The sequence below is a fragment of the Crassaminicella thermophila genome, assembly GCF_008152325.1.
Lineage (GTDB): Bacteria > Bacillota > Clostridia > Peptostreptococcales > Thermotaleaceae > Crassaminicella_A > Crassaminicella_A thermophila.
On the sequence record NZ_CP042243.1, the window covers coordinates 1,287,430 to 1,314,099 of the forward strand.

Sequence of the window (26,670 nt, forward strand, 5' to 3'; positions counted from 1 at the left end):
TGTATGTTGTGGCAGAAAATGAACAGAAAAATGTTATTTCAAAGGTTTATGAAAAAAGTAAAGCACAAAAATTAGGGATAGAGAAGGGCGATAAACTTCTTAAAATAAATGGTTGCTATATTGAAGATATTATTGAATATATGTTTTTATTATCAGATGAATATATAGAATTAGAGGTAAAAAAAAAGGATGGATCTATAAAGAGATATTCAGTGTATAAAGAGTTTGATGAAGATTTAGGTATTGAATTTGTGAATCCTATTATAGATAAAGCGAAAAGTTGCAGAAATAAATGTGTCTTTTGTTTTATAGATCAATTACCTCCTAATATGAGAAAAACCCTATATTTTAAGGATGATGATTCAAGACTTTCATTTTTGCAGGGAAACTTTATAACACTTACAAATATGTCTGAACAGGATATAGAAAAGATTATAAGATATAGAATCAGTCCTATAAATATTTCTGTTCATACAACAGATCCAGAACTTAGGGTAAAGATGTTGCATAACAAGAAAGCTGGAAGGATATATGATATTCTTAAGAGATTTTCTGATGCATATATAAGAATGACTGGACAGATTGTATTATGTCCTGGTATTAATGATAAAGAGAATTTAGATAAAACAATTAAGGATTTATCTAAGCTTTATCCTAATATGGAAAGTGTTGCAATTGTACCAGTAGGAATAACAAAGTTTAGAGAAGGTTTATTTCCTTTGACTATCTATAATAAACAATCAGCATTAGAGGTAATAAAGCAGGTAGAAAATTTGCAAAAAATTTTTTTGAGAGAGTTAGGTACACATTTTGTTTATTTATCAGATGAATTTTATGTTTTAGCAGATAAAAAATTACCTGATTATGATGATTATGAAGGGTTTCCACAAATAGAAAATGGTGTAGGTCTTATGGTAAGATTTGAACATGAAGTTATTACTGCTTTACAAGAGCTAAATATAACTATTTCAGAACCAAAAAAAATCAGTATAGCTACAGGTAAATCTGCAAAAGCATTTATGACAAATTTGTGTAAAAAAATTGAGAAAAAGTTTTATAATATAAAAATTAATGTATTTGAGATAAAGAATAATTTTTTTGGTGATACAATAACTGTAACTGGATTGATAACAGGTACAGATTTAATTGAACAATTAAGAGAAAAAGCATTAGGAGATAAATTGATTATACCGGCATGTATGCTAAAAGCAGAAGAGCCAGTTTTTTTAGATGATGTAACTGTTAAGGATTTAGAAAAAATATTAAATATAAAAGTAGTTGTTTCAAAAGTAGATGGAAAAGATTTTGTTAATAAGATATTAAAATAATTTGAATTTTGGAGGTGTTAAAATGGCAAAACCTGTTGTAGCAATTGTTGGAAGACCTAATGTAGGGAAATCTACGTTTTTTAATAAACTTGCTGGAAAAAGAATAGCCATAGTCGAAGATAAACCTGGCGTTACAAGAGATAGGATTTATGCTGATGTAGAATGGTTGAATTATAATTTTACGCTTATTGATACAGGAGGATTGGAACCTGAATCAAAAGATATAATTTTATCACAAATGAGAGCACAGGCAAAGATAGCTATTGAAACTGCAGATGTTATTGTTTTTATGGTTGATGGTAGAACAGGATTAGTAGCAGCTGATGAGGAAATTGCTAATTTATTAAGAAAAACTGGAAAACCTGTTCTTTTGGTAGTAAATAAAGTTGATACAAGTAAACTACCTGATTCTTTCTATGATTTTTATCAGTTAGCTCTTGGAGATCCAGTTCCAATATCTTCAACAAATGCTTTAGGGTTAGGAGATTTGCTTGATGAGATTGTCAAGAGATTTCCTAAAAATGATGTTGAAGAATATGAAGATGAGGCAATAAAGGTAGCTGTTATTGGAAAACCAAATGTAGGTAAATCTTCTATTATAAATACAATTTTAGGAGAAGAGAGAGTAATTGTAAGCGATATTGCTGGGACTACTAGAGATGCTATTGATACACCATTTGTTCATGGAAATGATAAATATGTTTTTATTGATACAGCAGGAATTAGAAGAAAAAGTAGAGTAGTTGAAGATATTGAAAAATACAGTGTTGTTAGATCTCTTGGAGCAATTGATCGAGCAAATGTATGTATAATGATGATAGATGCTACAGAAGGAGTAACGGAGCAAGATAAAAAAATTGCAGGATATGCTCATGAAGCAGGAAAAGCTACTGTTATTGTTGTAAATAAATGGGATGCTGTAAAAAAAGAAACAAATACTATGAATGAATATGTAAAAGAAATTAGAAATCAATTGTCATTTATGTCATATGCACCAATTTTATTCGTTTCAGCAGTTACAAAACAGAGGGTACATAAAATTCTTGAAACAGTTAAATTTATTTCTAATCAGCATTCAATGAGGGTTCCAACAGGTAGATTGAATGATGTAATTAATGAGGCAATTTTATTGAATCAACCACCATCTGATAAGGGAAAGAGATTAAAGATATACTATGTTACACAAATTTCTGTTCGTCCACCTGTATTTGTCATATTTGTTAATGATAGGGAATTAACACATTTTTCTTATACTCGCTATATTGAAAATAAAATCAGGGAGGCATTTGGATTTGAAGGAACGCCAATTAGTATTTTATATAGGGAGAAGGGGGAAGAAATATAATGCTTTTAAAAACGGTAGCAGTAATTATTAGTTACTTATTAGGGAATATTTCTACTTCCATAATTTTATCGAAATTTTGGGCAAATATAGATATAAGAAACTATGGAAGTGGAAATGCTGGAACTACTAATGTTTATAGAACCCTAGGGGCTAAGGCTGCTGTATTAACTTTGATTGGAGATGCATTAAAAGGAGTTTTTGCTGTATGGATAGGAAGTAAATTTGGGGGAGAAAGTTTAGCACTAATTTGCGGAATTATAGTTATTATTGGACATAATTGGCCTGCTTTATTTGGATTTAAAGGTGGAAAAGGGATAGCTACAACTATAGGAGTAGCTTTAACGATTAATCCTTTAGTTGCACTTATTTGTATATTAATTGCTGTTTTAATTTTAATAAAAACAAAATATGTATCATTAGCCTCAATGATTGGAATTAGTTTATTACCATTATTACTGTTATTTGATAATGGTTCAATGCATTTTTTATTTGGACTTGTCTTAGCTGGTATGGCGATATATAGACACAGGTCAAATATAGAAAGGTTGCTTCGTGGTACGGAATCTAAAATTAGGTAAAATTTATATTAATAGGGGGCTTTATGAATGAAGTCAAGTATTTGTGTAATTGGTGCAGGAAGCTGGGGAACAGCTCTAGCTATTTCTCTTTCTAAGAAAGGACATAATGTGAGATTATGGATGAGAAATGAAGAACAATTATTGCAAATGAAAAAATCTAGAGAAAATATTAAGTATTTACCAGGTGTAATTTTGCCTGATAATATCAAATTATTTCATAATATTCTTCATGCTGTGAAAGATGCAGATATTATATTATTAACAATATCTTCTCAGGCTGTTCGGGAAACAATCAAAAAGTTTAAGGAAGCAGTGCATGATAAGCAGATTATTGTAAATGCAGCAAAAGGATTAGAAAATAATACGTTGCTTAGGATATCGGAAGTGGTAAAGGAAGAGCTTTCACAAAATGCATTTGCAGTTTTATCAGGACCTTCTCATGCAGAGGAAGTATGTAGAGATATGCCTACTACATTGGTTGTAGCATCAGATTCAAAATCTATTGCCGAGTACATACAAGATGTATTTATATCTCCAAAATTAAGGGTATATACAAACCCTGATGTTATTGGTGTTGAGCTTGGAGGATCATTGAAAAATGTAATTGCTTTAGGAGCAGGTATATCAGATGGTTTGGGGTTTGGAGATAATGCAAAAGCTGCACTTATGACTAGAGGGATTGCAGAAATTGCTAGACTTGGGCAAGCTATGGGAGCAGATATTAATACTTTTGCTGGTTTAACAGGTATTGGAGATTTAATTGTAACTTGTACTAGTATGCATAGTCGAAACCGAAGATGTGGTATTGAAATTGGTAAAGGAAAAAAGTTAGAAGAAGCGGTCAAATCAATAGGAATGGTAGTAGAAGGAGTAGTTACTACAGAGGTTGCATATAAATTGTCTATGAAATATGGTGTAGAGATGCCAATTACTACGGAGATTTATAATATACTTTATAAAAATAGTGATGCAAGGGAAGCTGTAGTAAATTTAATGATGAGAAGTAAAACACATGAAATTGAAGAAGTGGTTATAAATAAAAAATTTAATTGGTAATATGATAATAAAAAGATAGCTATGAAAGTAGCTATCTTTTTATTTTAAAAGTCATAATATTATATACTTGTTCATATATATATATTGTTAGTACATTCCTATAATGGAGACAGCGTACGATTTTTATAGAATTGTATTTTAATTTTAAAATAAAAATTTATTATTAAAGGGGTGAGCATAAATGGAAAAATTCGATATATATAATGATATTGCAGAACGGACACAAGGAGATATTTATATAGGCGTTGTAGGACCAGTTAGAACAGGCAAATCCACATTTATCAAAAGATTTATGGATCTATTGGTTATACCTAATATTGAAAATGCATATAGAAAGGAAAGAGCAAAAGATGAACTACCTCAAAGTGGTGCTGGTAGAACAATTATGACTACAGAACCTAAATTTGTGCCAAATGAAGCTATAGAATTAACACTAAAAGATAATGCAAAATTTAAAGTTAGGCTTGTGGATTGTGTTGGTTATCTAGTAAATGGTGCAATTGGACACGAAGAAAATGGAAAGGCTAGAATGGTAACAACACCTTGGTATGAGAAAGAAATTCCATTTGAAGAAGCTGCAGAGATAGGTACGAGAAAAGTGATTACAGACCATTCTACTATTGGATTAGTTGTTACAACTGATGGTACAATAACAGATATTGAAAGAAGTGACTACATAGAAGCAGAAGAAAGGGTAATAAGAGAGTTAAAAGAGTTAAATAAGCCATTTGTTTTAATTTTAAATTCTACAAAGCCTACAGATTCAGAAACAATTGAATTAAAAAAACAATTAGAGGAAAAATATAATGTACCAGTTATTCCAACTGATTGTGCAAAAATGAATATAGAGGATATAAACAGTATATTAGAGAATGTTTTGTTTGAGTTTCCAATTAAGGAAATTAATATTACACTTCCAGGATGGGTAGAAGGACTAGAAACAGATCATTGGCTGAAGGATAAAATTATTTATGCGGTAAAGCAATGGGGGCAAGAAGTTAAAAAGATAAATGATGTAAGGAATGAAGTAGCTAAATTTATAGATATTGAAGTAATATCAGAAGCAAACTTAACTGATATTGCGTTAGGTGAAGGAATTGCACATATTGAAATGAAAACAAAAGATGGATTATTTTATAATATTTTAGAAGAAATGACGGGATATAAAATTGAGGGAGATCATCAATTATTAGGGCTTATTAAGGAATTTTCAAGAGCAAAAAAAGAATATGACAGAGTAGAGAAAGCATTAAAGGATGCAAAAGAAACAGGTTATGGTTTAGTTGCGCCAAGTCTTGAGGAGCTTGAATTACAAGAACCAGAAATTTTCAGACATGGAAATAGATTTGGAGTGAAATTAAAAAGCTAATGCGCCATCACTCCATCTGATAAGAACAGATATTGCTACAGAAGTATCTCCAATTGTTGGAACTGAAAAGGAAAGTGAGGAATTACTAAAATATTTATTAGATGAATTTGAATCTGATCCAACGAAAATATGGGAGACAAATATGTTTGGAAAATCATTGCATGATATGGTAAAAGAACAACTACAGCATAAATTATTTATGATGCCAGAAGATGCAAGATTTAAGATGCAAAAGACATTGCAAAAAATTATTAATGATGGTAGTGGTGGCTTAATTTGTATTATTTTATAATAGATAGGGAGGACTCCCTATCTATTTTATTTCTTACTTGAAAAAATTACATGTTTGTGTATAATAATAGTGTAATTGTATCTGGGTGTGGCGCAGTTTGGTAGCGCGCTAGAATGGGGTTCTAGAGGCCCCGGGTTCAAGTCCCGGCACTCAGACCATATTATAAAAACATTAAAGCTATGAGAAATCATAGCTTTAATGTTTTTATATAATATGTAACAGATATAGAAAGTTTTTAAATTTGTTTTAGCTGCTTTAAAAGTAGCTTTTTTATTTTTGTGGTAGGACTGAAAAACTAATTTTAAACAAAATGAAGGAAAATGAATATAAGTGAAGAATTATAAACATAAAAAGTAAATATAGTAGGTGAAGAAATTGATAAAAAAACTACGTAATAGACGAAAAAAAAATAATAGGATTCGCTATTTTTTCTTTGCTATTATTATTTTTTATTTATTAATTAAATTTCTACCTATGCTTGTATCTTCTTCAAATGAGACAAGCATTGCTAAGTATGGAAATGTTCAAATAGTTGACCGTCTAGATTGTTATATTATCAGAAATGAAAATCTGGTAAAAAGTAATATGGAAGGTGAAATAAAATATTTTGTTCAGGATGGGCAAAGAGTTGAAAAAGGATATAAGGTGGCTGAAATATATAGAAATAGTGTTGATGATATTACGAGAAAGAAATTAGAGGTAATCAAGGAAAGAATAGAAAATATAAAACAGAATGAAAATAATTTATTTCAAAGTGATATCCAAAAAATTGATGGGGAAATAAATAAAATAATAAGTGAAATAAAACAATATAAGCAAATAGGAAATCTTTCTAAAATTGAGCAATTAAAAAAAGAACTCAACAGTAAGTTAGAGAAAAAGAGAATTATTGTGGGGGATAAAAGTTTTGCAGGAAAAAATTTAAAGGCTTTAAAGGTAGAACAAGAAGTATTAGAAGAGAAAATAAATAATTCAATTAGCTTGGTAAAAAGTCCTGAAGCTGGTATTATTAGCTATAATATTGATGGATATGAAACAATATTGACTCCAAGAAATATGGCAACTATAAAACTGGAAAATCTAAAAAATATCCATACTGAAATAACAGATTTAAGAGTCAATAAAGTAATTTTTAATCAGCCATTATTTAAAATAGTAGATAATAATGTATGGTATATAATTAGTTGGGTTGATGATGCAGCTTTAGAAAATTATAAAACTGGAAAAATTGTAACTTTTAAATTCCCTTATAGAGAAGTGAAGGGAAAGATATATAAAATTATAAAAAATAAAAATGATAATATGATAATATTTCAACTAGATCAGTATGTAGAGAACTTTTTTAGTTTAAGAAATATTAATCTAGATGTGGTTGTAGTAAATTATGAAGGGTTGAAAATACACAAAGATAGTGTTATTGAAAAAGAAGGAATAAAAGGAGTATATGTACTTGATATAAATAGATATGCGATTTTTAAACCAATAAAAATAATTGGATATGATGATGATTATGTAATTATTCAAAGTAATGTTTTTTATAAAAAGGATGGAGAAAATATAAAGAGAGTAAAAACTGTAAAACTATATGATGAGATTGTTAGAAATGCTTCTAAAGTGAAAGAAGGACAAATGATATATTAATAGATGGAGGGAAAGTTTATGACATATATAAAAAGAAATATACTCAACATAAAAAAAGAAATTTACGAAACATGTAATAAGATTGGAAGAAAACCAGATGATATTCAATTAATTGCTGTTACAAAGACAGTAGATAGTGAAAGAATCAATGAAGCCATTATGCAGGGAATAACGGACATAGGAGAAAATAGGGTACAGGAGATAATGAAAAAGTATGATGATGTATCAAATGTGGGTTGGCATTTAATAGGACACTTACAAACCAATAAAGTAAAGTACATCATTGATAAAGTAAAAATGATTCATTCCCTAGATAGAATAAATTTAGCTGAGGAAATAAATAAAAGAGCTAAGCAACATAATAGGATAATGGACGTACTAGTTCAGGTGAATGTTGCTAATGAAGAAACAAAATTTGGTTTAGATTGCAGTGAAGTGTATGAGTTTCTTGAAAGGATGCAACCATTAGAATATATTCAAGTGAAAGGTTTAATGACGATTGCTCCTTATGAAGAAAATCCTGAGGATGTTAGGAAATATTTTAAGACATTAAAGGCAATGTTCGAAGAGATTAAAGTAAAAAAATTACCGCGTGTGGAAATGAAATATTTATCGATGGGCATGACAAATGATTTTAAGGTTGCTATTGAAGAAGGCTCGAATATGATTCGAGTAGGCACAGGAATCTTTGGTAGCAGAAATTATAACAAGTAGATTTATAAGGAGGAAGCGTTATGGCAAATAAATTTGTAGATAAAGTAAAATATTTTATGGGCTTAGATGATTATGATGAAGAAGAGGAAGAAGTAATAGAGTCATCCATTGAGCATGAAGATGATATAACACCTATAGCAAGTAAAAAAAATAAAATTGTAAATATACATACAACTACACAAATGAAAGTTGTTGTCTATGAGCCTACTGAATTTGAAGAATCTCCTAGCATTGTAGATAATCTTAAGAATAGAAAACCTGTTGTAATAAATCTAGAAAAGTTAGATCCAGAATTAGCAAAAAAGATTTTTAATTTTGTAAATGGTGCTGTATATGCTTTAGATGGAAATATTCAAAAAGTTTCAAAAGGAATATTTATTTTAGCTCCTAATAATGTAGATATATCTGGAAATATAAATGAAGAATTAAAAAATAAAGCATTGTTTCCTTGGAATAAATAGGATATAGGTGGTGTGAAAATGTGGATGATTAGACAATCAGTAGATTATTTTTTTAGAGTATTAGATTTCTTAATTATTGCAAGAATTTTATTGTCTTGGATAAATCCAAATCCGAATGCAACTATCCCAAGACTTATTTATCAATTAACAGAGCCAATTTTGGCACCTTTTAGAAATTTATTCTTTCGATTCGGGTTTGGTGGAGGCATGATAGATTTTTCCCCCATTCTAGCGGTCTTTTTTCTAGATATTGTAAGAAAACTAGTTGCAGGTTTGCTTTAAAGAGAGTGTGATATTTTGATAAATAAAGAAGTATTAATAAAACATATTAAAAAGCATGAAGAGCGACAATTGATAATGAAAACATTAAATAAGGTGGAAAGCGTTTTAAAAAGTCATACAATACGGTGTACTGATTTTTATGATCCATATCAAATATCGCTGTGTATTCCAATATTAGAGAATATAATGGATATAAAATATGTGATAGAAGGTGGATATGAAAAAGCTGAAAGAAAGGTAATCATTATTTATCCTGAGTATATGTCATTAGATGAAAAAAATTGCCCAATTAGTGCCATAAAAATTTCTGGCAAGTTTCAAGAAGAAGACTTGACCCATAGAGATTTTTTAGGAGCAATTTTAGGATTAGGATTGAAAAGAGAAAAGATAGGGGATATTTTAGTCGGAGATAGGCAAGCAAATATTATTGCATTTAAAGAGTTAAATGATTTTATTAGATTGAATTTAGAAAAAATATCGAAATACAAAGTGACTGTTGAAGAGTCTTCTTTTCATGATTTAATAAAGGTACAAGAAGATTTTAAATTAGTGTATACGACTGTAGCATCTTTAAGATTAGATACTATTGCAGGAGCAGGTTTTGGAGAATCTAGAAATGCAATAGCTAGGTTAATCAGTAATGATAGAGCAAAAGTAAATTTTAAACCTGTAAATCAGCCTTCATATATTCTTAATGAAGGAGATATCATATCTTTTAAAGGAAAAGGGAGAATAATTTTAGATACAATTGGAAATAAAACGAAAAAAGATAGATATAAGGTATTAATTAAAAGAATGATCTAAGGGAGGGATAAAATGATTACACCACTTGAGATTCAAAACAAAGAATTCAAAAAGGTACTTAGAGGGTACAAAGAAAGTGAAGTAGATGAGTTTTTAGATAAAATTATTATTGATTATGAGAATTTGTATAAGGAAAATATAGAGCTAAAAGACAAAATTACGATGCTTAATGAGCAAATTGAAAAATTTGAGAATCTAGAAAAAACACTAAACAACACTCTAGTATTCGCACAAAGTACTGCTGAAGAGGTTACACAAAATGCACAAAAACAGGCAGAACTTATTATAAAAGAAGCAGAAGCAAAGGCTGCTAAGATTATTGAAGATGCAAATAATGAAGTTTTAAGAATTAAGAGAGAATATGAAGAAGGAAAAAAACAATTACACATTTTTAAAACGAGATTCAAAACATTATTAGAAGCACAGCTTGAAGCTGTTATAAGTAGTTGTGAAGAAGTAGTTGAAGAAGATGAATGATAAGTAATTGTCAAAGAAAAATTCTCGTCTTGAACGAGGATTTTATTTTTATAATACAAAAAAATTATATAAGAAAATGTTTATTTATGTAGTATTATACAAATTTCCCAGGCAATAGAATTTATAGCAGGAAAAAGGAGGATTTAAAATGAAATTAATAGGTATAATAGGAGCAATGGATGAAGAAATACAAATTGTGAAAGAAAAGATGGAATTAAAAGAAAAAGTAGAATTGGCAGGAATGACATTCTACAAAGGAAATCTTGTTGGTAAAGATATTGTAGTTGTTAGAAGTGGTATAGGGAAGGTTAATGCAGCTGTTTGCACACAAATATTAATTAGTAATTTCCATGTAGATGCAATTATAAACACTGGAGTAGCTGGAGCTATTCATGATGAACTCGAAGTAGGGGATATTGTTATTTCTAAAGATGTTATTGAGCATGATTTTGATGTGACAGGCTTTGGAGGATATAAATTAGGGCAAATTCCAAGAATGGATGAATATATATTTAAGGCAGATGAAAAACTTGTTAAAGTAGCTGTAGAAGCAAGCAAAAAAGAAAGTGTAAAATATAAAACAACAATAGGAAGAATTGTATCTGGAGATGTTTTTGTTGCTTGTCCAGATAAGAAAGGTTTTTTATGGAAAGAATTTGAAGGTTATTGTGCTGAAATGGAAAGTGCAGCTATTGGACATACTTGTTATTTGAATAAAGTTCCTTTTGTTATTATTCGAGCTATGTCTGATAAGGCAGATGGTACTGCTCATGTAAACTTCAATGAGTTTGTCCAAGAATCAGCTAATAACTCAGTGGAAATTGTATTATATATGTTAACACATATATAAAAAATTAAATAATTACTAAAGAGGATAGAATAAGATAGTATGAATTCTATCCTCTTTTTTATTATTTTAAAAATTATAAATATCTTAAAATTGTTGACTATTGAGTAATGATATTTTTTTAAAAAGGATATTAGATAAAAAAAGGGGGAAAATACAATTAATATCTAATGGAATAAATGAAAAATATAATAAATAAAATGGGGGAATAATAATGGTTGAAAAGAGGCTTTCAAAGATCGAAGAGAAAATTGAAAAAATTTCCAGAGATTTAGAACGAGCAAAGATTGCAGAGTATGCTGATATAGTAAATAATCCTAGAAGATTATTGTATCTTAATTTTATTGGTGGATTAGCTAGAGGATTAGGTACAGCTATAGGTTTAACAATTTTAGCAGCCATATTTTTTTATATACTCAAACAGACAGTAGATCTACCTTTAATAGGCAAGTATATTGCTGAACTAATAGAGATTATCGAGAATCATAGATAAAGGAGGTATGCAACTTGAATTCAAATAAGTTGCGTTATTTTAAAGAAAAATTGTTTCAAGAGAAAAAAAATGTACAAAAGGCGTTAGAGAGAATGGATGAAAATGAACCAAATGCTTCTTTACAAGAGTATTTTGATGAATTATCAGTATATGATAATCATCCAGCTGATATTGCTACTGAAACTTTTCAAATGGAAATGAATTTTAATTTAAAAAAAAATGAATCATTATACTTAAAAGAGATTAATAATGCATTACAAAGAATTGAAGAAGGTACTTATGGAAAATGTAGTGTTTGTGGCAAAAATATACCAGAGGAAAGACTTGAAATAATGCCTACTGCGGCTAAGTGTATAGAGTGCGAGAAAAATGCTTTTACAGTACATGATGAAATCCATACAAGACCTGTTGAAGAAGATGTATTAAAACATCCTTTTGGAAGAACATATATGGATACGAATGTTGATTTTAATGGATTTGATGGGGAAGATACTTATCAAGCAGTAGCTAGGTTTAACAAAACAGATAAACATAATATGGCCCTAGATTGGTATGACAATAATATGTATGACGAAAATGTATCTGGAACAGTAGAATACGTAGACAATATTAGCAATGATTTTTATTTAGGTCAGTTAGAAGATGAAGAACGAAAGGATATACCAGATAAACAAAAAAGAAATCAAAAAAAGTGAAGCATTGCTTCACTTTTTTGTAATACTATAAAATCAACTTAGAGAATCTTTATTCTAAATAGTTCTAAATTATGATATAATCAGAGAGACATGTATTTAGGGGGAAGACAGTATGAATTATTTAATGGTACTATTGATCATTATTTTGGATCAGTTATCAAAATATATAGTGCAAAGCATATTTTCAGTCAATAAATCTATGCCAATTATTGAAAATATTTTTCATCTTACCTATGTTCGGAATGTTGGAGCAGCCTTTGGTATATTGCAAAATCAAAAAATGTTCTTTGTAATTATTACACTTGTAGTTATTTCTGGTATAATTCTATTTACCCGTACACAAACGAATATTCATAAACTGGTAGTATACAGTTTAAGTCTTATTGTGGGGGGAGCAATTGGGAATCTAATTGATAGAATTAGATTTGGTTATGTAGTAGATTTTTTTGATTTTAGAATCTGGCCTGTATTTAATATTGCAGATATTAGTATAGTAGTTGGAGCAATATTGCTTTCTTATTATTTAATCATAATAGATAGAGTTCGAAACTAGAAAGGAAGAATTTTATTGGAAATTGAAAAATTTGTTGTTGATTATATTGATGAAGAAAAAAGATTAGATATGTACTTATCAAATAAATTAGAAGATATGTCAAGAAGTTTCATACAGAAATTGATTGAAAAAGGTAAAATTAAGATTAATGGAGATGTTGTACAAGTAAAAAGATATAAGGTAAAAGAAAATGATGTAATCGAAATTGAAATACCAGATGCTGAGATATTAAATGTTGAACCAGAGAATATACCTATTGAAATTATATATGAGGATGACGATTTACTTATAGTTAACAAACCTCAAGGTATGGTAGTTCATCCTGCACCAGGGAATTATAGTGGAACACTTGTTAATGCATTATTGTATCATTGTAAAAATTTATCTTCTATAAATGGAGTTATTCGACCAGGAATTGTTCATAGAATTGATAAAGATACAAGTGGACTACTAATGGTAGCAAAAAATGATATAGCTCATAAAAGCCTTGCAGCACAATTAAAAGAACATTCAATTCATAGAATATATATAGCTTTAGTTCATGGAAATATTAAAGAAGAAAAAGGAACAATTCATGCGCCTATAGGAAGACATCCTGTAGACAGACTGAAAATGGCAGTTGTTGAGAAAAATGGCAAAGATGCTATTACTCATTTTCGTGTACTAAAAAGATTTAATAATTATACACTTATTGAAGCTAGATTAGAAACAGGTAGAACGCATCAAATAAGGGTGCATATGGCATATATAAATCATCCATTAGTTGGAGATCCTGTATATGGACCTAAAAAACCAAAATTTAATTTAAAGGGACAAATGCTTCATGCTAAAACATTAGGATTTATTCATCCAAGTAAGGGCAATTTTATGGAATTTCAATCAGATTTACCTGATTATTTCCAAAAAATCATAAGAATACTAGAAAATAAGATTAATTAACAAGGTATATAAGTTAAAAAACAATGGGAACGAGGTGGATTTATGAAGTTTAAAACAAAAATTATGGATGAAAAAGCTATACAAAGAGCAACTACTAGAATTGCTCATGAAATTATCGAAAGAAATAAGGGAATCGAAGATGTTGTACTTGTAGGGATAAAAACAAGAGGAATACCATTTGCAAAAAGAATTGCTGATAGGATTGAATCTATTGAAAATAAAAAAATTCATGTTGGTGTTTTAGATATAACTTTATATAGAGATGATTTGACAAAATTAGATGATAATCCAATATTGAATGATACAGATATTGGTTTTGATATTAGTGAAAAGATTGTAGTATTAGTAGATGATGTTTTATATACCGGAAGAACAGTAAGAGCAGCTATGGATGCAATTATGGATATTGGCAGACCAAAGTCTATACAACTTGCTGTTTTAATAGATAGAGGCCATAGGGAACTTCCTATTCGAGCAGATTATGTAGGTAAAAATGTACCTACATCTAAGGAAGAAATCATTTGTGTGCACTTTGATGAGATTGATGATACTAATGAAGTTACTATCAATAAATTAACTGAATAAAAACAAATCCAAGTCTAGTTTGACTTGGATTTGTTTTTATCTAGTATTTCAGTAATATTTTTTCTAGGTGTAATATATACGGTTTTATAATTTTCATATATAACCATTCCTGGTTTTGCACCACTAGGTTTTTTTACGTTTTTTACTTGAGTATAATCAACAGGAACATTGCTTGACATTTTTCCTTTGCTGTGAAAAGCAGCAATTTCAGCAGCTTCTAGTATTGTACGTTCTGGAATTTCTCTATTATTACATATAACAATAACATGAGAACCAGGAATATCTTTTGTGTGAAACCAAAAATCTTTCTTAGAAGCAGTTTTTAAAGTTAATTGATCATTTTGTTTATTATTTTTTCCTACAAGTATTTGAAAACCGTCTGATGAAATGAAAGACAATGGTTTATTTATAGTATTTTTTTTATTAGAAACTAAGTTTTTCTTCTTTTTAATATAACCTTCTTCTATTAACTCATTTCTGATTTCTTCAAGGTCAGTTAGATTAGAAGCATTTTCAATATCATGTAATAGATTTTCAAAATATTTAATTTCATAATCTGTTTCTTGTAATTGGTATTGTTTTTCTTTTATTGCATTTTTTGATTTTGTATATTTTTTGAAATAATTTTGTGCATTCTGAGCAGGAGTTAATTTTGTATCTAATGGAATTTTAACTGTATTTCCATTAGCATCATAAAAATTTACAACTTCTATTTCTGTATCTCCTTTTTTTATAAGGTGTAAATATGCTGTTAATAATTCGCCAAAGATTTTATATTTCTGAGATTTTGTAGCAGTAATTAATTCTTCTTGAAGTTTTTGTTTTTTGCTATATAATTTGGTAATTGTATTTGTAACTAATTTTCTCAAGTCGGTAGATTTTTGTTTTAATCGATTAAATAAATCTTTTTTTATATAGTATTCTTCTAATACATTACTAATAGAATTAAAGATAGTAAAATCATAAATAGCTTCATAAGATTTAAGAATTACAGAATAAAAATCAACTATATGTTTGTCATCTTTAGATATAATGATATTTGGTGTAAATGTAGAGCCTATAAAATTTTTCAGTTCAGTCCATAATATTTTATAATGATTATATGATAGATTAGAAATTGGTTCATCATCACAAATATTTGCTCTAAAACAAATTTCTTTAGCAGCTAAAGGGCTTATTCCTTGTATAGATGTATAAATTGCTTTGTACACAGGAGTTCCTAAAGTAGCTTTTTCAAATAGTAAAATTAGGCTATTAACATTTAAATTTAATGGATTTTCTTTTCCATGTGTTGGTGGGGCTATATAAGGTTTGCCAGGTAAAATTTCTCTATATCTATTAATATCTGCAGATATTCTTTTAATACTATCTAATATTTTAATTTTTTTAGATTTATCAAGCAATATTATATTACTATGTTTTCCCATAATTTCTATTACTAACTGTTTAATAGATATACAGCCTAACTCATCATAACTTTCTACATCGATCATAATAATTCTTTCAAATTCTTTTTGTCTAATATCTACTATTTTTCCACCTTGAAGGTGTTTTCTTAGTAACATACAAAACATAGGAGGGACTTGAGGATTTTCTTTATCTCCTTTAGTTAAATGAATTCTTGGATGATTACTGCTTGCAGAAATAAGTAATTTATATTTTTCTTTAAAGCATCGAATTAAAATATTTATTTCATCCATTTCTGTTTGGTATATTTTATCAATTTTACCATTTATAATTTTTTCTTTTAATTCAGTAACGACTGCTGAAATAACCATTCCATCAAAAGGCATATGCATTCCTCCAAATATTGATTTTCATCATTAAAGTATATCATTCTTTTATAGGTTTTGAAAGTTATCATATAATTGTATATTATTGAAAAAAATAAAGAATATGTAGAAGGTAATATTGAAGTTTTGTATAATATCAATATATTGTGTTTATAATCATATTTTAAAAACACTTTTTTAGTTTAAATTTTATTTTTTATAAAAAATATTTTAAACAATTAATAAAAATCTTTTAGAAGTCTTAATTTTTGTTAATAAAAATGATATAATTTTAACTTACGAGAGTATTATTAGAAATTTAGTAAGAGTTTTAAAAAAATATGGAAGGATGAAAAATCATGATTAGAAGCATGACAGGATTTGGAAGAGGTGAAGCAAAGGATTTAGAAAGACAGTTTTTAGTTGAAGTAAAATCTGTTAATCATAGATATAATGATATTGTTGTACGAATGCCGAAGAGACTCATTTATTTAGAGGATAAATTGAAAAATCTTATAAAAAGTGAAATAAAAAGAGGAAGAGTTGAAGTATATGTTACTTTAGAAAATATTAAAGAAACAGATACAAAAATTTCAATAAATAATTCATTAGCAAAACAGTATGTAGAATGTCTTAGAGAAATTAAAGATGATTTTAATGTAATAGATGATATTTCTGTTTCACTAATAGCAAAGTTTCCGGATGTTATAAAAGTCGAGCAAATGCAAGAGGATGAAGATGTGATTTGGTGTTGTTTGCAAGATGCTACAGCTAAAGCATTAGATAAGCTGGTTAATATGAGAATAACGGAAGGAAAGAAATTAGCAGAAGATATTCATAATAGATGTGTATACATATTAGATGTAGTAAATAAAATCGAAAATCGAGCACCGAATGTTGTTTTAGAGTATAAACAGAAGCTTAAAGATAGAATTAATGAGATATTAGAGGATTCTGTAGAAATTGATGAAAATAGATTAAATATAGAAATTGCATTAATAGCTGATAAATATAGCATAACGGAAGAAATTGTAAGGTTAAAAAGTCATATCCACCAATTAATAAAAACTTTAGAAGACAGTCAACCGATTGGACGAAAATTGGACTTTTTGATACAAGAAATGAACAGAGAAATAAATACAGTAGGATCAAAGGCAAATGATTTAGAAATTACAAATTATGTAGTAGACATAAAAAGTGAATTAGAAAAGATTAGAGAACAAGTGCAAAATATTGAATAGGGGGTTTATAAATGAGTATAAAATTAATAAATATCGGCTTTGGCAATATTGTATCAGCAAATAGATTAGTTGCCATTGTAAGTCCTGAATCTGCACCTATCAAAAGAATTATTCAGGAAGCAAGAGATAGAGGAATGCTGATAGATGCTACTTATGGTAGACGTACAAGAGCTGTAATCATTACTGATAGTGATCATATTATATTATCAGCAGTTCAGCCAGAAACTGTTGCTCATAGATTAACAAACAAAGATGAAAATGCAAAAGATACTGCTTACAACGAAACAAAATAGAAGGGGATTCAAATGATGAAAAAAGGATTATTAATTGTTATATCAGGACCTTCTGGTACAGGAAAGGGAACTGTATGTAAACAATTATTAAATATCGAAAAAGATATAAAAATTTCAATATCTGCAACTACAAGAGAGCCTCGAGTAGGAGAGATAGATGGAGTAAATTATTACTTTATTGATGAGGATATCTTTGAAAAACAAATTGAAAATGATGAATTTCTAGAATACGCAAAAGTTTATGATAATTATTATGGAACACCTAAAAAATATGTTATTGAAGAAATAAAGAAAGGAAACAATGTTTTATTAGAGATAGATATTCAGGGAGCATTACAAGTTAAAGAAAAGTATCCTGAAGGAATATTTATATTCATATTACCTCCATCAATGGAAGAATTAAAGAAAAGAATTATTGGTAGAGGAACTGAATCAGAAGCTGATATTAATAAAAGATTTGAAAGTGCTTTTGAAGAGATTAATTATGTAAAAGAATATAATTATTATGTTATTAATGATGAAGTAGAGAAAGCTGTTGAAAAAATTAGGGGAATTATTAAAGCAGAAAGTTGTAAAGTTACTGATAATATAGAAGAAATTATATCAAGATATAAGGAGGAGTTATCATGTTAAATCCATCAATCAATAAATTAATGGAAAAAGTAGATAGTAGATATACATTAGTTATAGCTGCTGCAAAGAGAGCAAGAGAAATTATTGATGGAGATGAAAAATTAACAAACGTTGAATCAAATAAACCTGTAACTATTGCTACTTATGAAATTGCTAATGATTTAATTAAATATAAAAGACAAGAGTTAGAAAAGTAATGAGGTGTAGATATGCATAAGAATGTGATAGTCGGTGTAACTGGTGGTATTGCAGCATATAAAGCAGCAGATGTTGTAAGTCGATTGAAAAAATTAGGTATGAATGTAAAAGTAATAATGACTAAATCTGCTCAACAATTTATAAATCCACTTACATTCCAATCTTTATCTCAAAATTATGTTGTAACAGATATGTTTGCAGAGCCCAAAACATGGGATGTTGAACATATAGCTCTTGCAAAATGGGCAGAGTTATTTTTAGTTGTACCGACAACAGCAAATGTTATTGGAAAAATAGCTAATGGTATAGCAGATGATATGCTAACAACAACAATAATGGCTACAAGAGCAAAAGTTTTAATGGCTCCAGCTATGAATACAAATATGTATAATAATATAATTGTTAAGCAGAATATTGAAAAATTAAAAGATTTTGGCTATTATTTTGTTGAGCCAGTAACAGGTAGACTAGCTTGTGGAGATGTTGGAAGTGGGAAGCTTGCTGAACCAGAAAAAATTGTAAAAGAAGCTGTAAGACTATTGCAAGATAAAAAAGACTTAAAAGGGAAAAAAATTCTTATTACAGCAGGTCCTACTAGAGAAGCTATTGATCCTGTAAGATATATTACAAACCATTCATCAGGGAAAATGGGATATGCTATAGCAGAAAGAGCACTTGATAGAGGAGCGGAAGTATTATTAATTTCAGGGCCAACCAATTTAAAAGCTCCTGTAGGTGTAAATAAAATTGATGTAAATACGACTAATGAAATGTATGAAGCTGTATTAAAGTCTTTTGAATGGGCAGATGTTGTTATAAAATCAGCTGCAGTTGCAGACTACCGTCCAGCTATGGTTGCAGAAAATAAAATTAAAAAAGATGATAATGATTTTTCTATTAAGCTTGTTAGAAATCCTGATATATTAAAAGAGTTAGGTAAACGTAAAAAGGATAATAAGATACTTGTTGGGTTTGCGGCTGAAACACAAAATTTATTTCATAATGCTAAAAACAAGATACAAAATAAAAATTTAGATTTTATAGTAGCTAATGATCTGACAAAGGAAGGTGCTGGATTTAAGAGTGATACAAATATTGTGACTATAATAGATAAAAATGGCCAAACAAAGCACTATGAAAAGATGCCAAAAATAGATTTGGCTGAAATTATACTGGATAAAGTAAAAAGCTTATTAATAGAGGAGTAGGGGAACCTGCTCCTTTAATCTTAAATGAAATGAGCCATGGGGGAAATTCTATGGAAAAAATAGAGTTTGTAAAAGTGATTGTTAATAATAAAAGTAAAAAGACGGACATGGAATATACCTATAGAGTTCCTAAAGTATTGGAAGACAAAATAAATTTAGGATCTAGAGTTATTATTCCTTTTGGAAAAGGAAATAAGCTAATAGAAGGATTTGTAGTAGATATAGTGAACTTAGTGGATATTGATAATGATAAGATAAAATATATTAATGAAATTGTAGATGATACTATTTTATCTAAAGAATTGATAGGTTTATGCAGATGGATGAAAGAAAAATATATGTGTAGATTTATTGATGCTATTCAGTGTATAACGCCTACTGGAGCATCATTAAAATCAAAAAGAACTATAACATTATGTAATAATGTTAAAGAACAATTTCTATATAACTACAAACTTTCAGATAAACAAAATGAATTAATAAAAATATTGTTAGAGCGAAAAAGTGTAACAGAAGATTTTTTGAAAAGATATTTAGGTTATAAAGATATTAATAGACTTATTAAAAGTTTAGAAGAAAAAAATATTGTTACTGTACGGGATTCTCTAAAGAGTAATGTAAATAAAACATTTGAAAAAATTATTAAGCTTTCAGATAGAGAAGATTTATCATTTTTAATAAATAAATTAAGTAAAAGAGCTAAAAAACAAAGAGAAATTTTAATGTATTTGAGTAAACATAATCAAGTAGAATGGAGTAAATTAAGGAAACAAATGGATGTAGCAACAAATACAATCAATTCTCTTGCAAGTAAAGGATTGATTGAAATTATTATGGTGCAAAAAAGGCGTGAACCGTACGAATATATGAGAATTTCTTCTACAGAGCCATTAACACTTACAAAGGAACAATCTAATGCAATCGATCAGATTATTCCATATATTTATCAGAATACTTATAAACCTTTTTTAATTCATGGGGTTACAGGAAGTGGAAAAACAGAAGTATATATGCAATTAATTGATAAGATATTAAAGCAATCAAAAGAAGCGATCGTACTTGTTCCAGAAATAGCTTTAACATCACAGATGATTGAACGATTTAAAGGAAGGTTTGGTGATGTTGTTGCTGTATTACATAGTAGACTATCATTAGGAGAAAGGTATGATGAATGGAATAGAATAAAAAAAGGAGAAGTAAAAATCGTTATTGGTGCTAGATCAGCTGTTTTTGCACCTTTTAGAAATTTGGGAATGATTATTATAGATGAAGAGCATGAGTATACATATAAATCTGAGTACAGTCCAAAATATCATGCAATTGATGTGGCAAAATATAGATGCCAAATGAATAATGCAGTTCTACTTTTAGGTTCAGCTACTCCTTCTATTGAAAGTTATATGAAAGCAGAAAAAGGAGAATATTGTAAGATACAAATGATGAGTAGGTTTAATAATAATCCTTTACCAAAAATAGAAATTGTAGATATGAGAAATGAATTAAATAAAGGGAATAAGAGTATTTTTAGTGAAAGTTTATATAATGGGATTAAAGAAAATTTAAATAAAGAAGAGCAAATCATACTTTTTTTAAATAGAAGGGGTTATTCTACTTTCATATCATGTAGAAATTGCGGATATGTAGTAAAGTGTCCACACTGTGAGATATCTCTTACGTATCATGTGAATTCTAATGATGTGTCATGCCATTATTGCGGATTTACAAGAAATCCACCAACAATATGTCCAGAATGTAGAAGTAAATATATAAAATATTTTGGAGTAGGTACTGAAAAGATTGAAAATTTAACAAAAAAATATTTTCCAAAAGCTAAAGTAGCAAGATTAGATTTAGATACTACATCTAAAAAAGGGGTAATGGATAGAACATTAGATGAGTTTAAAAAAGGAAAGATTGACATACTAATTGGTACTCAAATGATAGCTAAAGGATTAGATTTTCCAAATGTGACTTTAGTGGGGGTAATTGCAGCTGATACGAACTTAAACTTACCAGATTTTAGAGCAGGAGAGAAGACGTTTCAACTTATTACACAAGTTGCAGGAAGAGCAGGAAGAGGAAATAAAATAGGAAGAGTTATAGTACAGACTTATGAGCCAGAGCATTTTGCAATTAAAACTTCTAAAAATCATGACTATATTTCTTTTTATAAGCAGGAAATAATGCTGAGAGAGGAATTTATCTATCCGCCATATTCAAATTTGATAAATATAATATTTTCAGGGAAAAAAGAAAATGATGTGATTAAAGCAGCTAATTGTTTTGCAAACATAATGAAAGAAAAACTAATGGAATATAAAATAAAATGTAATGAAACAATTTTAGGACCACATCCAGCACCTTTATCAAAAATAAAGCAAAAATATAGATGGCAAATGATTATTAAAAGCAAACCTGTTGACCAAAATAAGATTAAAGGTATAATAAATTATATAAGGTTTGAAAGCAATGAAAATTATTTTTTTAAAAATATTAATATAAGCGTAGATATAGATCCTTATAGTATGCTTTAAAGAAGGAGGAAAAAAATGGCTATTAGAAATATCGTAAGAGATGGAGATCCAGTATTAAGAAAAAAATCGAGAACAGTTGAAAAAGTTGATCAAAGAGTATTAACTTTATTAGATGATATGAAAGAAACAATGTATAATGCTGATGGGGTTGGACTTGCAGCACCACAGGTTGGAATTCTAAAAAGAATTATAATTATAGATGTTGGAGATGGACTAATAGAGCTTATTAATCCTGAAATTGTTGAAGTTAAGGGAGAACAAATAGAAGCAGAAGGTTGTTTAAGTGTACCAGGTGTTACAGGAGATGTTAAAAGACCTAAGTGGGTGAGAGTAAGAGGAATAGATAGATATGGCAATATGATAGAAATGGAAGGGAAAGATCTACTAGCAAGAGCATTTTGCCATGAGATAGATCATTTAGATGGTATATTATTTACAGATAAAGTAATAAAGTAGGTGATATTTATGAAGATTGTATTTATGGGAACACCTGATTTTGCAGTACCTTGTCTGAATGAGATTGTTTCAAAAGGACATGATGTGTTAGCAGTTGTAACGCAACCTGATAGACCAAAGGGAAGAGGGAAAAAATTAACTCCTCCTCCAGTAAAAGAAAAGGCGCTTGAATATAACATACCTGTTTTACAGCCAGAAAATGTAAAGGAAGAGAGTGTCATTTTAGAAATTGAAAAATTAGCTCCTGATTGTATTGTGGTGGTTGCATTTGGACAGATACTACCTAAAAAAATATTAGATATTCCACCTTATGGGTGTATTAATGTACATGCATCTCTTTTACCAAAATATAGGGGTGCGGCACCAATTAATTGGGCTATTATTAATGGAGAAAAAATATCTGGTGTAACTACTATGTATATGGATGAAGGTCTTGATACTGGGGACATGATATTAAAAAAAGAAATACCTATAGGAGATAAAACTGCTGGAGAGTTTCATGACCAATTAGCTTTAGCAGGGGCAGAAATTTTAGGAGAAACTCTTAAGTTGATTGAAGAGGAGCAAGCTCCTAGAATAAAACAAGTAGATTATGAAAGTAGTTATGCTCCTATAATGGATAAAAACACAGGAAAAATAGATTGGAAAAATAGTGCTGAATCTATTTATAATTTAATTCGTGGTGTAAATCCATGGCCAACAGCCTTTACTTTCTATAAGGGAGAAAAGTTTAAGATTTGGAAAGCAAAGGTTTCAAAAGAATGTTGCAATGAAGAACCAGGAAAAATCATAAAGGTAGATAAAGATGGCTTGTTTGTATGCACAGCAAATGGAGTACTTATTATAGAAGAAATACAATTCCCAAATAGTAAACGTATGACTGTTGATGCTTATTTAAGAGGACATAAGATAGAAAATAACATTATTCTAGGAGAATAAAATGATTGTAAACTCTATTAAAAAGAACAATAATATATTTATAGCAATGCTTTTTTTACTAGTTTTATTGCTAGTTTCAATTGCTTTTTTGTCAGTGTATTTAGTTAAATCAAGCAACTTTGTATTATATAAGATGGTTTTGAATATAATACTAATAGTAGCCACATTTGTAAGTATTTTGATTTTTATTAATATAATTATAATTATTAAACTATTAAATGGAAAAAACATTTCTTCTATTTCAAGGAAATGGGTACAATTTTCATTAAGATTTATATATCCGAATATTATTAATCTTTCTCGTTTATTTAGATTTGATAAAGATATAATAAGAAGTGTTTTTTCTGAATTAAATAATAGATTGATTATGTTATCAAGTATTCATGTAAGTCCTGAGGAAATTTTGATATTACTTCCTCATTGTCTTCAAAAATCAAGTTGTCCTCATAAAATAACAAATCATATAAAGAATTGTAAAAGATGTGGTTTTTGTGATATTGATAATTTAATTGCTCTAAAAGAAAAATATGGTACAAAACTATTTGTGGCTACAGGAGGAACACTTGCAAGAAAGATAATTAAAGAAATAAAGCCAAAAGCAATTATTGCTGTAGCTTGTGAACGAGACTTAAGTAGTGGAATATTAGATGTAAGAGGGATACCTGTTATTGGTGTTTTAAATGAAAGACCAGAAGGTCCATGTGTAAATACCCATGTAAATGTACAAAAGATTGAAGAAATCATTCAATGTTTTATTGCAGAGGGGGAATAGGCATGTTTTATTCACCTTATTATGGATTTGGTCCTGGAATGATATTTTTAATTCCTGCAATCATTCTAGCTATGTATGCACAAATGAAAGTTAAAACTACATTTAATAGATATTTAAATATAAGAAATATGAGGGGCTATACAGGGGCTCAGGTTGCTAGAATGATTTTGGACAGGAATGGTTTATATGATGTTTCTGTAGAATATACAGGAGGATTTCTGTCAGACTATTATGATCCAAGAAGTAAAGTTGTAAGATTGTCTCCTCAAGTATACAATGGGAATTCTATAGCTTCAATTAGTGTAGCGGCTCATGAAGTGGGGCATGCTATACAGCATGGATATGGATATGTTCCATTAATTTTACGAAATACAATAGCACCTATAGCAAGTTTTGGTTCTCAAGCAGTATGGGTTTTAGTTTTTTTAGGATTTTTATTAGGAATAGGGTCGTTAATTGATATAGGAATATTATTCTATTTGGCAGCTGTGATTTTTCAAATAATTACTCTACCAGTTGAATTTAATGCAAGTAGTAGAGCAATAATGCAATTAGAAATGAATGGTATTATAACAAGTGAAGAAATAATATATTCAAAGAAAGTATTAAATGCTGCTGCACTAACGTATGTAGCTGCTATGGCAGTTTCTATTGCTCAACTATTAAGATTGATTTTACTAAGAAATAGAAGAGATTAGTAATGCACCCTCTGGGTGCATTAATTTATATGTGTAGGAGGAAAATTAATTAATATGAATGCAAGAAAATATGCTTTAAATATTTTGACTGATATAGAAGAAAATAATGCCTTTTCAAATATAGCAATAAATAAACATCTAAGGGGAGAAAAGTTGTCTCCTATAGATAGAAGATTGACTACGGAGATAGTATATGGTGTTTTGGAAAATAAAATATATTTAGATTTTATTATTAGTAAACTTTCTAAAGTGAAAATGAAAAGAATAAATATAAGAGTATTAAACATTCTCAGAATAGGTTTATATCAAATTATATATCTTGATAAAATACCTGAATTTGCTGCTGTTAATGAAAGCGTAAAGTTAGTAAAGAAGGTTGAGTATAAAGCTAGTGGCTTTGTTAATGGTATATTAAGAAGTTTCTTAAGAAATAAAAATAATATAAAGGTACCTTCATTAGAGGAGGATAAAGTTACACATCTTTCTATTACTTATTCTCATCCTAAGTGGATGGTAAAAAAATGGTTAAAAGAGTTTGGACAAGATTTTACTATGAGATTGTTAAAAGCAAATAATGAAACGCCAAGACTTTCGATTCGAACGAATACATTAAAGATTTCGAAGAAACAATTAATAGGAAAATTATTAAATGATGGAATTGAAGTTTATGAGGATACTTATGTAGATGAAGCTTTATATATTCGGAATTTGACAAATATAGAAGAACTTGAATTGTATAAAAAAGGTTATTTTCAAATACAAGATGAAAGTTCTATGTTTGTTGCACATGTACTTGATCCAAAGCCAGATGAATTTGTTATAGATGTCTGTGCAGCGCCTGGTGGAAAAACTACGCATATGGCACAATTAATGCAGAATAAAGGACAAATATTAGCAAGAGATATTTATAAACATAAGCTAAAATTAATAAAAAGTAATGCTTTAAGACTCGGCATTACAAATATTAAAACAGAAGTTTTTAATGCAAAAGAAATTGATCCTAATCTTTTAGAAAAAGCAGATAAAGTATTGGTTGATGCACCTTGTTCTGGTCTTGGAATAATAAGGAGAAAACCAGAACTTAAATATAATAAAAGACCAGATGATACAAAAGAAATTACAAAATTACAATTAGAAATATTAATGAATGCTAGTAAATATGTAAAAAAAGATGGAATTTTAGTTTACAGTACTTGTACCATAGAAAAAGAAGAAAATATAGGCATTATTGAACGTTTTATGAAGAATAACAGTAATTTTGAAATATTAGATATAAATGATTCGTTGCCATTGAAGCTAAGAAGAAAAGAAAAAACATTGCAATTATATCCTCATATACATGGAACGGATGGATTTTTTATTTGCAAACTAAAAAAGAAAGTATAAGTAAGAACTTCTACAATTTACTTTGAATGTGATATAATAAGGTCTATATGAAAATAGTTTATAAATCAATTGTATTGATTT

28 protein-coding genes, 1 tRNA gene and 1 pseudogene are annotated in these 26,670 nt (G+C 28.7%); 29 read left to right on the forward strand and 1 reads right to left on the reverse strand.

Annotated features, from left to right (window positions below; translation table 11 throughout):
* The first annotated feature begins 8 nt into the window (after window positions 1-8).
* The 18 genes and pseudogenes from FQB35_RS06085 to pyrR all read left to right on the forward strand — a co-directional run bounded on the left by FQB35_RS06085 (window position 9) and on the right by pyrR (window position 14,459).
* The gene (locus tag FQB35_RS06085) at window positions 9-1,328 is read left to right on the forward strand and encodes a DUF512 domain-containing protein (RefSeq protein WP_231701866.1); all 1,320 of its coding nucleotides are present in this window, start codon (window positions 9-11) and stop codon (window positions 1,326-1,328) included.
* 22 nt (window positions 1,329-1,350) lie between these two features.
* Window positions 1,351-2,673: a ribosome biogenesis GTPase Der gene (gene der, locus FQB35_RS06090; RefSeq protein WP_148809129.1), complete on the forward strand. Its 1,323-nt coding sequence runs from the start codon at window positions 1,351-1,353 to the stop codon at window positions 2,671-2,673.
* Entirely contained in the window at window positions 2,673-3,251 is a 579-nt protein-coding gene (gene plsY, locus FQB35_RS06095; RefSeq protein ID WP_148809130.1) for a glycerol-3-phosphate 1-O-acyltransferase PlsY, read from the forward strand. The genes der and plsY overlap by 1 nt, the downstream gene beginning before the upstream one ends.
* A 27-nt stretch (window positions 3,252-3,278) precedes the next feature.
* Window positions 3,279-4,307: an NAD(P)H-dependent glycerol-3-phosphate dehydrogenase gene (locus FQB35_RS06100; RefSeq protein WP_148809131.1), complete on the forward strand. Its 1,029-nt coding sequence runs from the start codon at window positions 3,279-3,281 to the stop codon at window positions 4,305-4,307.
* Between the two features lie 181 nt (window positions 4,308-4,488).
* A pseudogene (gene spoIVA / locus FQB35_RS06105) lies at window positions 4,489-5,968 on the forward strand (stage IV sporulation protein A).
* Window positions 5,969-6,049: 81 nt separating this feature from the next.
* Window positions 6,050-6,126, forward strand: a tRNA-Pro gene (locus tag FQB35_RS06110).
* 217 nt (window positions 6,127-6,343) lie between these two features.
* On the forward strand, window positions 6,344-7,609 hold the full coding sequence (locus FQB35_RS06115; RefSeq protein ID WP_168198259.1) for an HlyD family efflux transporter periplasmic adaptor subunit: 1,266 nt from the start codon (window positions 6,344-6,346) through the stop codon (window positions 7,607-7,609).
* A gap of 18 nt (window positions 7,610-7,627) precedes the next feature.
* Window positions 7,628-8,323, forward strand: coding sequence for a YggS family pyridoxal phosphate-dependent enzyme (locus FQB35_RS06120; RefSeq protein ID WP_148809133.1), 696 nt, complete (start codon window positions 7,628-7,630; stop codon window positions 8,321-8,323).
* A 20-nt stretch (window positions 8,324-8,343) separates the two neighbouring features.
* Complete coding sequence (locus tag FQB35_RS06125) at window positions 8,344-8,784, forward strand: cell division protein SepF (protein WP_148809134.1); 441 nt, start codon at window positions 8,344-8,346, stop codon at window positions 8,782-8,784.
* An 18-nt stretch (window positions 8,785-8,802) separates the two neighbouring features.
* Window positions 8,803-9,066 carry a YggT family protein gene (locus tag FQB35_RS06130; protein WP_148809135.1) on the forward strand — a complete coding sequence of 88 codons (264 nt, stop codon included), beginning with the start codon at window positions 8,803-8,805 and terminating at the stop codon, window positions 9,064-9,066.
* Window positions 9,067-9,081: 15 nt separating this feature from the next.
* On the forward strand, window positions 9,082-9,870 hold the full coding sequence (locus FQB35_RS06135) for a YlmH family RNA-binding protein (RefSeq protein WP_148809136.1): 789 nt from the start codon (window positions 9,082-9,084) through the stop codon (window positions 9,868-9,870).
* Between the two features lie 12 nt (window positions 9,871-9,882).
* A complete protein-coding gene (locus FQB35_RS06140; RefSeq protein ID WP_148809137.1) occupies window positions 9,883-10,347 on the forward strand; it encodes a DivIVA domain-containing protein in 465 nt (154 codons plus the stop codon).
* 148 nt (window positions 10,348-10,495) lie between these two features.
* A complete protein-coding gene (locus FQB35_RS06145) occupies window positions 10,496-11,197 on the forward strand; it encodes a 5'-methylthioadenosine/adenosylhomocysteine nucleosidase (protein WP_148809138.1) in 702 nt (233 codons plus the stop codon).
* 211 nt (window positions 11,198-11,408) lie between these two features.
* The gene (locus tag FQB35_RS06150) at window positions 11,409-11,687 is read left to right on the forward strand and encodes a DUF5665 domain-containing protein (RefSeq protein ID WP_148809139.1); all 279 of its coding nucleotides are present in this window, start codon (window positions 11,409-11,411) and stop codon (window positions 11,685-11,687) included.
* Between the two features lie 14 nt (window positions 11,688-11,701).
* Complete coding sequence (locus FQB35_RS06155; protein ID WP_148809140.1) at window positions 11,702-12,382, forward strand: TraR/DksA C4-type zinc finger protein; 681 nt, start codon at window positions 11,702-11,704, stop codon at window positions 12,380-12,382.
* A 112-nt stretch (window positions 12,383-12,494) separates the two neighbouring features.
* Complete coding sequence (lspA, locus tag FQB35_RS06160; RefSeq protein ID WP_148809141.1) at window positions 12,495-12,935, forward strand: signal peptidase II; 441 nt, start codon at window positions 12,495-12,497, stop codon at window positions 12,933-12,935.
* A 15-nt stretch (window positions 12,936-12,950) separates the two neighbouring features.
* Window positions 12,951-13,874: an RluA family pseudouridine synthase gene (locus FQB35_RS06165; RefSeq protein WP_148809142.1), complete on the forward strand. Its 924-nt coding sequence runs from the start codon at window positions 12,951-12,953 to the stop codon at window positions 13,872-13,874.
* A gap of 42 nt (window positions 13,875-13,916) precedes the next feature.
* A complete protein-coding gene (gene pyrR, locus FQB35_RS06170) occupies window positions 13,917-14,459 on the forward strand; it encodes a bifunctional pyr operon transcriptional regulator/uracil phosphoribosyltransferase PyrR (RefSeq protein ID WP_148809143.1) in 543 nt (180 codons plus the stop codon).
* 14 nt (window positions 14,460-14,473) lie between these two features.
* Here the strand turns inward: pyrR and FQB35_RS06175 are convergent, their stop codons facing one another.
* On the reverse strand, window positions 14,474-16,252 hold the full coding sequence (locus FQB35_RS06175; protein WP_148809144.1) for an Rqc2 family fibronectin-binding protein: 1,779 nt from the start codon (window positions 16,250-16,252) through the stop codon (window positions 14,474-14,476).
* A 338-nt stretch (window positions 16,253-16,590) separates the two neighbouring features.
* Here FQB35_RS06175 and FQB35_RS06180 point away from each other — a divergent pair, with 338 nt between their 5' ends.
* The 11 genes from FQB35_RS06180 to rsmB are packed head-to-tail and all read left to right on the forward strand — an operon-like array spanning window position 16,591 to window position 26,589.
* Complete coding sequence (locus tag FQB35_RS06180; protein WP_148809145.1) at window positions 16,591-17,472, forward strand: YicC/YloC family endoribonuclease; 882 nt, start codon at window positions 16,591-16,593, stop codon at window positions 17,470-17,472.
* 11 nt (window positions 17,473-17,483) lie between these two features.
* Entirely contained in the window at window positions 17,484-17,765 is a 282-nt protein-coding gene (remA, locus tag FQB35_RS06185; protein ID WP_148809146.1) for an extracellular matrix/biofilm regulator RemA, read from the forward strand.
* 12 nt (window positions 17,766-17,777) lie between these two features.
* The gene (gene gmk / locus FQB35_RS06190; protein ID WP_148809147.1) at window positions 17,778-18,398 is read left to right on the forward strand and encodes a guanylate kinase; all 621 of its coding nucleotides are present in this window, start codon (window positions 17,778-17,780) and stop codon (window positions 18,396-18,398) included.
* Entirely contained in the window at window positions 18,392-18,595 is a 204-nt protein-coding gene (rpoZ, locus tag FQB35_RS06195) for a DNA-directed RNA polymerase subunit omega (RefSeq protein ID WP_148809148.1), read from the forward strand. The genes gmk and rpoZ overlap by 7 nt, the downstream gene beginning before the upstream one ends.
* A gap of 12 nt (window positions 18,596-18,607) precedes the next feature.
* Window positions 18,608-19,804: a bifunctional phosphopantothenoylcysteine decarboxylase/phosphopantothenate--cysteine ligase CoaBC gene (gene coaBC / locus FQB35_RS06200; protein WP_148809149.1), complete on the forward strand. Its 1,197-nt coding sequence runs from the start codon at window positions 18,608-18,610 to the stop codon at window positions 19,802-19,804.
* Between the two features lie 50 nt (window positions 19,805-19,854).
* Window positions 19,855-22,338, forward strand: coding sequence for a primosomal protein N' (gene priA / locus FQB35_RS06205; RefSeq protein WP_168198260.1), 2,484 nt, complete (start codon window positions 19,855-19,857; stop codon window positions 22,336-22,338).
* 15 nt (window positions 22,339-22,353) lie between these two features.
* A complete protein-coding gene (gene def / locus FQB35_RS06210) occupies window positions 22,354-22,794 on the forward strand; it encodes a peptide deformylase (protein WP_148809151.1) in 441 nt (146 codons plus the stop codon).
* Window positions 22,795-22,803: 9 nt separating this feature from the next.
* The gene (gene fmt, locus FQB35_RS06215; RefSeq protein WP_148809152.1) at window positions 22,804-23,733 is read left to right on the forward strand and encodes a methionyl-tRNA formyltransferase; all 930 of its coding nucleotides are present in this window, start codon (window positions 22,804-22,806) and stop codon (window positions 23,731-23,733) included.
* A 1-nt stretch (window position 23,734) separates the two neighbouring features.
* Window positions 23,735-24,505: a DUF116 domain-containing protein gene (locus FQB35_RS06220; protein ID WP_207707356.1), complete on the forward strand. Its 771-nt coding sequence runs from the start codon at window positions 23,735-23,737 to the stop codon at window positions 24,503-24,505.
* A gap of 2 nt (window positions 24,506-24,507) precedes the next feature.
* Complete coding sequence (locus tag FQB35_RS06225; protein WP_148809153.1) at window positions 24,508-25,203, forward strand: zinc metallopeptidase; 696 nt, start codon at window positions 24,508-24,510, stop codon at window positions 25,201-25,203.
* A gap of 54 nt (window positions 25,204-25,257) precedes the next feature.
* Complete coding sequence (gene rsmB, locus FQB35_RS06230; protein ID WP_148809154.1) at window positions 25,258-26,589, forward strand: 16S rRNA (cytosine(967)-C(5))-methyltransferase RsmB; 1,332 nt, start codon at window positions 25,258-25,260, stop codon at window positions 26,587-26,589.
* Window positions 26,590-26,670 lie beyond the last annotated feature (81 nt).